The sequence below is a fragment of the Exiguobacterium sp. s163 genome (assembly GCF_018617135.1).
Classification (GTDB): domain Bacteria; phylum Bacillota; class Bacilli; order Exiguobacteriales; family Exiguobacteriaceae; genus Exiguobacterium; species Exiguobacterium profundum.
This window is the reverse complement of record NZ_JACSJN010000001.1, coordinates 923214-935511: the sequence shown is the minus strand read 5'-3', so window position 1 is coordinate 935511 and position 12298 is coordinate 923214. Positions and strand designations below refer to the sequence as shown.

General features: G+C 47.5%; 14 protein-coding genes. 7 read left to right on the top strand and 7 right to left on the bottom strand.

All coding sequences use genetic code 11. From position 1 onward, the window contains the following. Positions 1-47: 47 nt before the first annotated feature. A complete protein-coding gene (locus KNO71_RS04810) occupies positions 48-476 on the bottom strand; it encodes an Rrf2 family transcriptional regulator (protein ID WP_214687516.1) in 429 nt (142 codons plus the stop codon). Positions 477-622: 146 nt separating this feature from the next. Here KNO71_RS04810 and KNO71_RS04805 point away from each other — a divergent pair, with 146 nt between their 5' ends. Beyond that, positions 623-1480, top strand: coding sequence for an SDR family oxidoreductase (locus KNO71_RS04805; RefSeq protein ID WP_214686215.1), 858 nt, complete (start codon positions 623-625; stop codon positions 1478-1480). Between the two features lie 38 nt (positions 1481-1518). Here KNO71_RS04805 and KNO71_RS04800 read toward each other — a convergent pair whose 3' ends face one another. The 3 genes from KNO71_RS04800 to KNO71_RS04790 all read right to left on the bottom strand — a co-directional run bounded on the left by KNO71_RS04800 (position 1519) and on the right by KNO71_RS04790 (position 4655). After that, a complete protein-coding gene (locus tag KNO71_RS04800; protein WP_214687515.1) occupies positions 1519-3051 on the bottom strand; it encodes a methyl-accepting chemotaxis protein in 1533 nt (510 codons plus the stop codon). Between the two features lie 126 nt (positions 3052-3177). Further along, positions 3178-3798 carry a polysaccharide deacetylase family protein gene (locus tag KNO71_RS04795; protein WP_240499857.1) on the bottom strand — a complete coding sequence of 207 codons (621 nt, stop codon included), beginning with the start codon at positions 3796-3798 and terminating at the stop codon, positions 3178-3180. 215 nt (positions 3799-4013) lie between these two features. After that, on the bottom strand, positions 4014-4655 hold the full coding sequence (locus tag KNO71_RS04790) for a TVP38/TMEM64 family protein (protein ID WP_214687514.1): 642 nt from the start codon (positions 4653-4655) through the stop codon (positions 4014-4016). 425 nt (positions 4656-5080) lie between these two features. On the opposite strand from KNO71_RS04790, the gene tnpB reads away from it, so the two are divergent. Beyond that, a complete protein-coding gene (gene tnpB, locus KNO71_RS04785) occupies positions 5081-6169 on the top strand; it encodes an IS200/IS605 family element RNA-guided endonuclease TnpB (protein WP_078147621.1) in 1089 nt (362 codons plus the stop codon). Between the two features lie 152 nt (positions 6170-6321). Then, positions 6322-7698: a methyl-accepting chemotaxis protein gene (locus tag KNO71_RS04780; protein WP_078147620.1), complete on the top strand. Its 1377-nt coding sequence runs from the start codon at positions 6322-6324 to the stop codon at positions 7696-7698. Between the two features lie 183 nt (positions 7699-7881). Here KNO71_RS04780 and KNO71_RS04775 read toward each other — a convergent pair whose 3' ends face one another. Both KNO71_RS04775 and KNO71_RS04770 read right to left on the bottom strand, forming a co-directional pair. Beyond that, complete coding sequence (locus KNO71_RS04775) at positions 7882-8340, bottom strand: DUF1801 domain-containing protein (RefSeq protein ID WP_214687513.1); 459 nt, start codon at positions 8338-8340, stop codon at positions 7882-7884. Continuing rightward, on the bottom strand, positions 8337-8693 hold the full coding sequence (locus tag KNO71_RS04770) for a DUF2200 domain-containing protein (RefSeq protein ID WP_012727286.1): 357 nt from the start codon (positions 8691-8693) through the stop codon (positions 8337-8339). Before KNO71_RS04770 ends, KNO71_RS04775 begins: the two co-directional genes overlap by 4 nt. Before the next feature lie 115 nt (positions 8694-8808). On the opposite strand from KNO71_RS04770, the gene KNO71_RS04765 reads away from it, so the two are divergent. Together KNO71_RS04765 and KNO71_RS04760 are read left to right on the top strand one after the other, a co-directional pair. Further along, positions 8809-9261 (top strand): MarR family winged helix-turn-helix transcriptional regulator, encoded by a 453-nt coding sequence (locus KNO71_RS04765; protein ID WP_214687512.1) that lies wholly within the window; start codon positions 8809-8811, stop codon positions 9259-9261. A gap of 15 nt (positions 9262-9276) precedes the next feature. Next, complete coding sequence (locus KNO71_RS04760) at positions 9277-9789, top strand: GNAT family N-acetyltransferase (protein ID WP_214687510.1); 513 nt, start codon at positions 9277-9279, stop codon at positions 9787-9789. A 2-nt stretch (positions 9790-9791) separates the two neighbouring features. Here the strand turns inward: KNO71_RS04760 and KNO71_RS04755 are convergent, their stop codons facing one another. Then, positions 9792-10355 carry a haloacid dehalogenase type II gene (locus KNO71_RS04755; protein WP_353047646.1) on the bottom strand — a complete coding sequence of 188 codons (564 nt, stop codon included), beginning with the start codon at positions 10353-10355 and terminating at the stop codon, positions 9792-9794. 145 nt (positions 10356-10500) lie between these two features. Between KNO71_RS04755 and KNO71_RS04750 the strand changes: the two genes are divergently transcribed. Then, on the top strand, positions 10501-11094 hold the full coding sequence (locus KNO71_RS04750) for an FMN-binding negative transcriptional regulator (RefSeq protein WP_214687508.1): 594 nt from the start codon (positions 10501-10503) through the stop codon (positions 11092-11094). A 155-nt stretch (positions 11095-11249) separates the two neighbouring features. Beyond that, complete coding sequence (locus KNO71_RS04745) at positions 11250-12281, top strand: iron-siderophore ABC transporter substrate-binding protein (RefSeq protein ID WP_214687729.1); 1032 nt, start codon at positions 11250-11252, stop codon at positions 12279-12281. Positions 12282-12298 lie beyond the last annotated feature (17 nt).

Genomic DNA, 12298 nt, shown 5'->3' with positions numbered 1-12298 from the left:
AAGCGTAAAAATAAACAACCACTCGAAAAAGAGTGGTTGTTTATTCCTCAATCTATACTTTGTTCAATGTTTTGTACAACATCTGCAAGCATAACTTGCTCTAGGACTCGTTCCATGGCGGATTGAGCTGTTATAAAAATGGGCTCAATCGTTGCTTGGATGTTTCTTCCGACCGGGCAAGCCGGATTTGGTTGATCATGAATTCCGAACAGTTCATTTGGTTCGACGACAGCAACGGCTTGATAAATTTCAAGAAGTGAAATGGTGTTTAGTGGTTTAGTAAGAATTGCACCAGCAACACCTGGTTTAACTTGAATCAATTCTGCTTTTTTTAACATGGCCATGATTTTTCGAATAAGAGCAGGGTTTGTATTTACGCTCCGCGCTAAAAAATCTGATGAAATCACTTCTGGTGGTGAAAGCGCAACAAGAGTCAGCATGTGGATGGCAACCGAAAAACGACTACTGATTGTCATAAATATCTCCCTTTCGGTTTTTATAGATGTAAACAACTTTGTTACATGCTTAGTATAACAGGGAAAGAATAATTGACAAATCAGTTACCTGTAATTATCATAATTACAGGTAACTGATTCGATTACAGGTTAGGGGAGGAAAAAGAATGAAATATTTAGTCACAGGAGCAACGGGGAAACTCGGCTCGAAAATTGTAGAGGAACTACTCAAGTCGATTGATGCGAGTGAGCTCGCTGTAAGTGTACGGAATCCGGAGAAGGCGGCGTCTCTTAAAGAGCGTGGCGTTGATGTGCGACATGGTGATTTTGATCAGCCAGACACACTCGATGAAGCGTTCAAAGGTGTTGAGCGTCTTTTGATCATCTCGGCAGATGGCGATAACGATACGCGGATTCGTCAACATACGAACGCGGTTGAGGCGGCGAAACGGGCAGGTGTTTCATTCATTGCCTACACGAGTCTAGCCGATGCGACAGACAGTGAGAACTTGATGGCACCTCCACATGTCGTCACAGAGGAAGCGATTGTCGAGTCCGGTATTCCACATGCGTTCTTACGGAACAACTGGTACTTAGAAAACGAGTTATCAAGCATTCAAGCGGTAATTGACGGGGCGCCATGGATCACGGCGGCTCGGGACGGTAAAGTCGGTTGGGCTCTACAACAAGATTATGCGGAAGCCGCAGCGAACGTTCTGTTGAAAGAACAACAGGATCATGTGATCTACGAACTATCAGGACCACTTCATACCCAGCAAGATCTTGTAGACGCACTCAGTGAAGTGTTAGGTCGTGAAGTGATGATGCAGGAGTTGAGTCTCGAGGCATACGAAGAGACGATGCGCGGGGCTGGGTTGCCAGAGGAAGTCGTTGCGATTCTTGTGGGGATTCAGCGAAGCATTCGTCAAGGAACGCTCGAAATTCATGAGAGTGACTTCGAATCGGTTCTCGGACGCCCGGTCACACCTCTTCAAGAAGGAATTCGTCAATTGCTCGGCCGATAAGTAAAATGCCCTCGACCACTTGGTCGGGGGCATTTGTGTTAGGCGCGAGTGGCGTGATCCTCGAGTTGAGAAGTCACGTTTTCAAGCGAATTCGCGGTTAGCGCGAGTCGGTCCGACATCGAGCTGAGTTCTTTTTGAATAGCGACTTGCTCTTCCGTTGCTGCGGCAACATGGTGAATCTGTTGTTGAAGTTCATTCGCCGCGTATTTCGTCGATTCAAGTCGTGTTTCGAGTGCTTCCATCTGTGTCGTGACCCGATGGCGCGTCTCTTGAATCGAAGCGATTTGTTCGTCGATTTCTGAAACATCTTCTGTAAGACGACCAAAGACAGCCGTCACATCGTTCGTGACCGTTTGACAGTTTTCGGTCGCTTGTTTGAAAAGATGCGCTGATTTGGATACGACGGTCGTATCTTCCATCAATCCACCGAGGACTCGGGTCATCTCGGATGCATATTCACGCGATTGGACAGCGAGTTTCCCGACTTCTGAGGCGACGACGGCGAATCCTCGTCCAACCTCACCGGCACGAGCCGCTTCAATGGATGCGTTCAAGGCGAGCATGTTCGTCTGTTCACTGATGGAACCGACTTGTTGCAAGATTCCTTGGATTTCGGTTGAACGATTCGACATCGTCGCGACAATCCGGTCGAGTTGTTCCGACTCGGTGATGATTTCTTGTACTTTTGTTTCCATTAGTCGCATGTCTTTGTTCCCGGCAAGGGCATCTTTGGCGATACGCGAGGACGCTGCGGCCGTCTGGGCCATTCGTTCTTGAATGAGCGCTGTCAAAGAACGGATTGAGTGAATTTCATCTGCCCCTTGCACCATGGATTCCTGTTGGGATGAAGCATGCGCGACAATTGGATCGACCGTGACAGCGATTTGCTCACCAGATTCAAGAGACTGGTTAGCAGCAGATTCAAGCTCTTCGGCGTGACTGTTTAACGATTGAACGAGGGCGCTGACATCATGAATCGCTTGTTGTAACAACTGTCGTGTTTCTTGCTCCTGTGCCTCGGCATGTTGCGTCTCTTTGTTACGGAGGTGGATTTGCGCGACAAGCACGACGCTGAGAAGAATCAAGTACACGGCATGGACGAGTAGTAAACTGAACGGATAGTCGCTCGTCCCACAAATCATCTCAGGGATTAAAAAGTATCCGACTAGATGTTGCACAGCAAAGATCCCCGCACTATACAAAATCAAATCGGTTCGACGCATGAACGACAAAATCGCCAAGACGACAAAAATGGAGAAGTGATACTCAACGAGTCCTTGCCCTCCTGCGACGGTCGAGATGCTAGCGAAGGTGAGCGTCAGCATCATCCAATAAGGAAATGCTACGGATTCTCGCTTCGAGGCGACGACCATCATCCCAAAGAAGAGGATTGGAAGGGCGAACAAGACCCACGTCACACCGGAATACACGTAACCGTCCGCACCGTTTCGTAGGATCGTATACGCATAGGCAAAGTCCGTGAAACGATGTAGCAAATGGACAACAACCGACGTCATCACAATCAATAACGTCGTCAACAACATCAACTGATTTCTTTTGATCAAACTCATCATTCTTTCCTCACATTCTCGTGTTCATTTGTTGTAGCTCTATACATATCGGATGAAGTTGACGGAAGTTAATATAGATTGCACATTTGGAACAAAAAAGGGAGCACAGGGCTCCGATTGAGGTAATCAATGTGATGTGCCGTACCACTTGTTATAGAAATGATACGGTTTTTTTGCTTGATCCGTCGTCAAAAAGAGAAACTTCTCACGTGTCAAATGTCTCAGCATATAAGAGAGTGATTCTGGAGAAGTGGCGTGATCATGCATCAAGACGATAGATGCTTGATAGTAAGCGCGATGAGCACGTACTTGTTTGATCGTTTGATAGCGCATCGTTTTTTGATCCTTTTTATATTTCCAATCGAGCGTATCAACGTTCCAGTCCCACATGTCAAAACCGGCCTTTTCCATCGCTTGACGATGTGCTTTGGTCATATGAGGCACACTTCCATAAGGGACGCGAATGGTCGTTGACTTTACGCCGGTGATATCAAAAATCAATTGTTGAACTTGTTTCATCTCATTTACTGCGGTTTGAGGGGAACGATAAAATGTTTTCTTATCGTGAGTCATACTATGTAATCCGATTGTATGACCCTCGTCCACGATTCGTTGGAGAATGGCTTCATTTCCTTTGATTTTCTTGCCCAAAATAAAAAAAGTTGCCTTCACATCATATCGTTTTAAGACATCGAGCAACTTCGGTGTGTATTGATTTGGTCCATCGTCGAAGGTTAGATAGACCATTTCTCCTTTATTATATCGAGAATGAAATTCTTTTGCTGAAATTGAAACAGACGAACTACATAACATGAAAATAACTAGAAGACAGGCGATAACTTTTTTAAACACGTGGTGATTCCCCTTTAAATAGTATATGTGGATATTATTCCCACATATAATTTACAATAAAAGGGATTGTGTGTTCAAATGCCTTTTAGTGAGATAGGAGAATCGATTTTTCAATTTAGGCCTAACCACTTTTTCACCGGTTCCCGGAAGATATACGTCACGACAATCAAGCCGACGAAGACGAGCGCGGCGATGAAGATCGTAGTGACACTGCCTGAGGCGAGGCTCGCCCCGAGGAAGCTGTAGGCGAACGTACCTGGAATCATGCCGAGCACGGTCGCCGGTACGAAGGCACGGAAGCGAACACGTGAGATTCCGCCGGCATAACTGAGTAAGTCGAAACTGACGAGCGGGATGAGCCGGAGGACAAATACATATAAAAAGCCACGACGCTCCATTTGTGTGAACAGTTTCTCTGACCATGGATAGCGGTCGACGTTGATGACTGAGCGTCCGAAAAAACGCCCCATCACATAACCGGTCGTCGCAGCAGCAGTTGCACCGATAATGATATAGAGGACACCTGGCCATACGCCGAACGCGAGTCCGGATCCGAGTGAAAGGACGGATGTCGGTAAAAATGCGACCGGACCGATGGCATAAAGGAAAATAAAGAAGAGTGGTCCCCAAAATCCGAATGACAAGACGATGTCCCGGATGTCAGACGGACGCAACTCATAGTGGAAATGGGTGATATAGAATAAAGATCCAAACATTAGAAGAAAGAGTGTGAGTTTGAGTGGTCGTGGCAAGTTGTCCGCTCCTTTCGTAACCGAATGTATCTGATGTTAGTATACTGCATCTCCATGCAACATAAATGCGAGCCGGCTTACAAAAGGTGTAACGAGATGGAGCAAAGAGGCAGCTATCTGAATCGAAACTTAGGTCAAGGCTTTCTAAACATTGCTTCATTTTTCACAAATTCGACACGATAAATAGAATGGGAGGGAAAATGATGAAAAATTTAACTAAATCAGGCGAGAATTCTCCCTCCTCTAAGCGTCTCGGGGCGAAGCCCGGCGTAGGTGGGAGATGAATCGCCCGGTCCAACAGTTTTCTCTCCCTATGACAGATGTTACGAACAAAAGTTCGTTATTCCGTCAGATTCTCCCTCCCCCTCCGTGGGTATCGGATGAGGAGGACATATCACGATCTGCTGGAGGGAGGAGGGACGGACATGCTGAAAGGCTACAAATATAGGCTCCACCCGACGCCTGCACAGGCCGAGTTCCTCATCAAGACGATCGGCTGCGCCCGGTTCATCTACAACAAGCTGCTCGAGGACCGCATCGCCATCCGCGATGAGGCGAAAGCGGGGATCGTGACGAGACGAAATCCGGCGACACCCGCATCCTACAAGCCCCTGTTCCCGTTCCTCGCCGAGGCGGACAGCCTCGCGCTCGCGAACGCGAAGTTGAACCTCGACACCGCGTTCGCGAAGTTCTTCGCCGGAACGGCCGGCTTCCCGACCTTCAAATCGAGACGACGGTCGCGCGCCTCCTACACGACGAACAACCAGCACGGTACGATCCGCATCGAGAACGGCAAGGTGAGACTTCCTAAAATCGGCTTCGTGAAGTTCGAACAACATCGTTCTTTCGAGGGGATCATCAAGTCCGCGACAATCTCGATGACGAAGACAGGCAAGTTCTTCGTTTCCATCCTTGTCAATCAGGATGACGAGCAATGGATTCCGGCTAAGAACAAGATCGGCATCGATCTCGGGTTAGAACACTTCGCCATCATGACAAATGATGACATGGTTTCTGAGAAGATCGACAACCCTCGCTTTCTTCGCAAGTCCGAAGAGAAGGTCAAGAAGGCGCAACGCGCTCTGTCTCGTAAGAAGATCGGGAGCAAGAATCGTGAAAAAGCCAAATTACTTTTGGCCAAGAAACACGAGAAAATCGCAAACCAACGCAAAGACTTCCTTCACAAATTGTCAAAACGAACCGTTGACGAGAACCAAGTCATCGTCGTGGAGACATTGAAATCGAAGAACATGATGAAGAACCACAAGGTCGCCAAATCGATTGCCGACGTCAGTTGGTACGAGTTCGTCCGCCAGCTTGAATACAAATCAAACTTCTACGGACGGACGCTCATCAAGGCCGACCAATGGTACGCATCGACGCAAATCTGTTCCTCTTGCGGCGAAAAAGGCGAGAAGAAAAAATTAGATGTCCGTGAATGGACGTGTGCCTGTGGCGCGCATCATGACCGTGACATCAACGCGAGCCTCAACCTATTGATGTTGGCTGACTGACAACCATTCAGGGCAGGGACTGCCCGGTGAGCTTGGTAAACAATCGTGGCTAGTAAAAGTGCGGTCTTCCCAAGAAGCTCCCACTTCAATTTGCGAAGCAAATAAGTGGCGAGTAGTTCACTGATTCGATTTCGACAGAAGATCCTGAATTAATGAGTCGAATCGAAAAGCTGAATGAAGAGACGAACGCATATTTGGAAAGCATAGACGTCGTATTGCAACCTGCATTACGAAATGAAAACGAATCTGCTTACCGACAATATGGAACAGAATTACGTCCAATTCGACTTGCGCTTGTTGAGACAGCGAAAGAAGTTATGGATCAGTTGAATGTGGATGCGGAAACGGCCAGTGATACGATGCGGTCGGATCGAGAGGGTGCTGTGTTTATCTTTTGGGGTCTTGTCATTTTGGGAGCTGCGCTTTCAATTGGATTAGGCGTCTACATCACGCGCCTTGTGGTTGGTCCGGTGAAAGAATTGAACGTATTGATGAGTCGTGCCGGTGAAGGGGATTTGACAGTCAATAGCACATACACATCACGCGATGAAATCGGGGCGCTCGCACAGTCATTCAATCAGATGAAAGAAAGTTTACGAGAGTTGATTGGTGGAGTGACTTCGACTTCTGGGCGTGTTGCAACTTCATCGGACGATTTGAAAAATAACGTAGAAGAAACGACAAAAGCGACAGAGATGGTAGCCGTGACGATGGAAGAAATCGCTTCAGGTTCACTCCATCAGTTGAAACGGGTAAAGTCTTCAAATGGTACCCTTTCAGACTTGACGAATGGCATTCACCAAGTCTCTGATCGTGCTCAACAGATGACTGTATTATCGGAAGGGGCATTGGACAAAGTACAATCAGGGAATGAGCTAATCGTAACGCTTGAACATCAGCTTGAAGCGATGAATGAAAAAGTGAAGACGTTGCAACAAGTCATTGAGCAGCTTAATACTCGTTCTCAAGAGATTGGTACAATCAGTGGGACCATTTCAGGAATTGCAGAGCAAACGAACTTACTTGCATTAAATGCAGCAATCGAGGCAGCGCGTGCAGGAGATCAGGGACGTGGGTTTGCAGTCGTTGCTGCAGAAGTACGAAAACTGGCAGAAGAATCAGCCGATGCGACCAAACAAATTTCCTCTTTAATTCATCATACACAGACAGAAACAAAGCATGCCGTAGAGACGATGCATGTCGTAGAAGGTGATATGGGACAGAGTGTGACGAACGTGCGGCAGACAGGTGTTGCGTTTGATGAAATTAAAGTAGCCATTGAAGAAGTCGGGCAACAAATAGAAAAAGTGTCCAGTGCTGTACAAGAAATGGCGGCGGGAGCGACAGAAGTGTTGAACTCCGTGAATGAGATTCAAGGAATTACTGAATCGACTGCTACAGAAACGGAGAACACATCAGCAGCTACTGAAGAACAGATGGCATCAATGGAAGAAATTACGGCAGCCGCTCAAGAATTATCGAATATGGCGGATGAGATGCGAGAGATGACGAATCGATTTACTGTGTAAATGAAAGAGGCGGGGACATAACTAACCGGTTTTAAAAATTTTTGATAAAAAGAGGGGTCCGGTCACCGATTTTCGGTGGCTGGACCCCTTCTTTCCTGTTTAGTCCGAAATGCACGAACCCATAAAAATGACAAGAGGTCCCGTGAGCGAACAAGTCGCTCATGGGGCCTCTTTCTTATAAATTTACTGGGTTATGTCCCAGCCTCTTTTATTATTTCGTTGTCCTTCGTAGTGCTGAATCCATTCCTCGACAGTCATCTTCTCGACGAGTTCTCCGACCAAGTCAAACGGGATTCGCTGCACGTTATTGAAACGGATACAGCTTTTCCCTATATCAAGTTTCGTCGGGACACGACTCGCATACTCCCGTTCGAACCAAGCGAGTAATTCAGGGTCGGCGTAAATGCCCATGTGATACAGTCCGACATGGCGCTTTTGCGCGATTACACTGATAAACGGTAGTGGCGTCCCCGGTGTGACATGATACCCGGACGGATATCGATCGAGTGGAACGACGTAATGGACACCATGTCCGTCCGTCGTTTTTTCAAATCCGCCAGGTAAATGATCATCGATGACCTCGAGCAGATGAATAAATGAATCGAGCCGTGCCTCGTCGACGAGTGCTGTCACATCCATCATGATTCGCCTCCTCGTAAGATCTTCTCCATTTTCTTTCCTTTTGCCAATTCATCGATGAGTTTGTCCAAATAACGGATCTCACGCATGAGCGGTTCTTCGACGTTCTCGACACGAACCCCACAGACGACGCCTTTGATGAGGGCGCGGTCTTCGTTGAGACGAGGTGCTGAAGCGAAAAATGTATCAAAATCGACTTGATTGGCTATCTGACGTTCGAGTCCGGTCTCATCGTAACCGGTCAACCATTCGATGATGGTGTCGACTTCTTCCTTCGTCCGTCCTTTGCGTTCGGCTTTGGCGACGTAGAGTGGATAAACGCTCGCGAAACTCGTCGTATAGATTCGGTGACCCATCTTTCATTCATCTCCTTCTTAGCGAAAATTCTTACTTCCATTCTCTCACAAATTACGATACGCTTATATAAAGTATTTTGTTGCGTTTGCAACAAAAAAGTAGAGGTGTCTCATAATGCATGACCATTTACGAGAGATCGGGATGATTGCGCGTGCCCTCGATTCAATCAGCAACATTGAATTTAAGGCACTCGGTTTAGAAAAAGGGAAGTACTTGTACGTCGTTAGGATTTTTGAACACCCAGGTATCATTCAAGAGCGGCTGGCAGAGTTGATTAAGGTAGACAGGACGACCGCCGCACGTGCCATCAAGAAACTGGAGCAAGAGGGATGGATTGAGAGACGGTCAGATTTAGAGAACCAGAAAATCAAACGGTTATACGTGACGCAGAAGGGCGAGACATTGTACCCGCTCATCATTCGGGAACATGAATATTCTACATCGGTCGCGTTATCAGGACTCGATGAGCAAGAAAGTGAAGAGTTGTTACGCCTTTTGAAAAAAGTACGAAGCAATGTGGAAACAGATTGGACCGAGGTGAAGAAAGGCAAGCATCGAGAATATTGAGAGGAGCGAGGCCACATGATTGAAATCTCGAAAGCGACGGACGTAGAAGCCTTACGTCACATTAGCATCCAGACGTTTACGGAGACGTTCGCACGTCACAACACAGAAGAGCATTTGAACGCTTACTTAGAAAAAGCTTACGCGACTGAGCAGTTGAAGCAAGAGTTGGCACACCCTGACTCTCATTTCTACTTTGCGCACGTAGATGGCGAGTTGGCAGGGTATTTGAAAGTGAACGTACGCGACGCTCAATCCGAACCGATGGGCACCGATGCGATTGAAATAGAACGAATCTACGTACTAGAAGCGTTTCAAGGTCACGGGGTGGGGAAAGCATTATTCACTCAGGCAAGCGAATTGGCGAAGAAGTTGCATAAACGGAAGATGTGGCTGGGCGTATGGGAACACAATGAAAAAGCGATTCAATTCTATCGGCGCAATGGGTTCGAACAGACGGGCGTGCACACCTTTTTCATGGGAGAGGATGCACAAAACGACCTCATTTTCACGAGGTCATTCACGGACTAGAGCTATTCTGGCAAGTTGTTCAAATTCGGATAGACGGTATCCGGTTCCACATCGAACGCTTCAAACGGTAGGTCGTTCCGATTGATCCAGGCGGCATGAAAGCCAAAGTTTTTGTCCCATCCGTTCGACGATAGGAAGAGCACCTCGTCACGACGAAGACCGGACGTCTTGAACCAGTGTATGTAGGCGGCAGGCGTCGGTTTCGGTTGTTTGATGCCGCCGAAGCTGACGACCTCATCGAAATAATCGGTGAGACCGGCGTTGCGAAGCAGTGCCTCAAGCATCTCGTCCGTCCCGTTCGAGAGGATGACGGTCTTCACGTCATGCAACTCCTTTAGGACCGACGCGACCTCTTCATACGGGGTGAGGTACGCATACGATGCGATCAGACGTTGTTCAATTTCCTCCGTCGATGTTGCGTCATGCACGGCTAATGCGTAACGGAGTGCGTCCCGGGTCACTGTATCGAAATCTTCGTAACGTCCCATCATGTGGCGCCAAAAGAAATACTCGAGTTGTTTCGTCCGCCATATTTGGCTGATGGCAGCTCCTTTTTCAGGGAACACAGGCATCCTTCACCGAATGGACGTCGAATAATGTGCCATATACGTCAAAGACGATGGCTTTGATGGTTGAGTTTATAAAAACATTCCTCCTTCTGTGTCGTTATACCGGTCTTGTTCAGAATATAATAGGAGAAAGGAGTCCGGCATGTATATTCCAAATCAATATTCCGTCAAAGAGCGATCAGAAATTTACGCGTTTCTCCATGCCCATCCATTCGGTACAATCGTGACGCATGACGGGGACAAACCGATTGCGACACATGTCCCGTTACGATTCGATGAGGCGAACGGTCAACTGACGACTCATGTCGCAAAAGCGAATCCTCAGTGGCGAACAATTGAAGTTCAAACCGTTCTCGTCATCTTTCAAGGGCCAGACGCTTACGTGTCAGCGTCATGGTATGGTCATGAGGACGTCTCGACATGGAACTATCAAGCCGTACACGTATATGGACGTGCGACGATTCTCAATGAAAACGAGTTGGTTGAGGAACTAGCCGGATTACTTCACGAGCATGAAGGCGAGCGTGAGCATGCGGTGCGTTGGGATGCATTATCCGAACCGGTGAAGCGACAAATGAACGGCGTCGTCGGGTTTCGGATCGACATCACCGATATGCAGGCGACGTTCAAGTTGAGCCAAAACCGAAACGACGTGGACCATGAACGGATCGTATCGGAGCTTGAAAAACAAGATGAACCGATCGCGGACGTCATGCGACAACATCGAAAGTCCTAATAAACCTGTCCTAAAACGACAGGTTTTTTCATTTTTCTATATCGAATAGCAGTTGACACGAAGGAATAGCAAGTCTATACTCATAACTGATAATGATTATCAGTATCGAGAAAATAGAGAAGTTGAAAAAGGAGAAGAAACACGTGAACAAGACAATGAAGAAGTGGTTACATATGTTTATTTTTGCTTCAGCGTTTGCACTCATCTTAGCCGGCTGTGGTTCGGAAGAAGCTGAGAACGCTTCCACGAACGAAGGGACGGAAGAATCAGCAGAAGGTTACCCCATCACGATCGAGCATGCGTTCGGTGAGACTGTCATCGAAGAAAAACCAGAGCGTGTCGCAACGATTTCGTGGGGAAACCATGACGTCGCACTTGCACTCGATGTCGTACCGGTCGGATTCTCAGCTACGAACTACGGTGTACAAGATGATAGCGGGATGCTTCCATGGACAGCAGAGAAGTTGACAGCGCTTGGCGAAGAGAACCCGAACATCTATCAAGATACGGACGGATTAGACTTTGAAGCAATCGCAGATTCAAATCCCGATGTCATCTTGGCCGCCTACTCAGGCATCACTCAAGAAGACTATGACACGCTTAGCCAAATCGCACCGGTCGTGGCATATCAAGAAACACCTTGGGTCACCTCATGGCAAGACATGGTTCGTTATGACTCACTCGCAATGGGACTTGGTGAAGAAGGCGAACAGTTAATCAAAGACACGGAGCAGTTGATTACTGACAAAGCGACAGCCGTTCCTGAGATTGCTGGAAAGAAAGCCGCTTTCGTCTCGATGAGCGCAGAAGATCTTTCAAAATTCTATATCTATACAACAGGTGATCCTCGTGGTGCCTTCATCGAAGAACTCGGCATGGAGTACCCACAAAACATTGTCGACGAAGCTGAAAAAGCAAATAGCTTCTATCTCGAGCTCAGCAAAGAGAACGCCGACATTTTGAACGACGTCGACATCTTCGTCACATACGGAAATGAAGACACGTTGAAGGCGCTTCAAGCAGACCCGCTCTACAGTAAAGTACCAGCCATCGAACGCGGATCGGTCGTATTGATTGAAGACAACACGCCACTCGCAGCGGCTGGAACACCGACGCCACTCTCGATTGAATATACGATTGATGAGTACGTTTCACGCGTATCGGATGCACTTGCGAAAGTAAAATGATGCAAAATCAGGTGAAA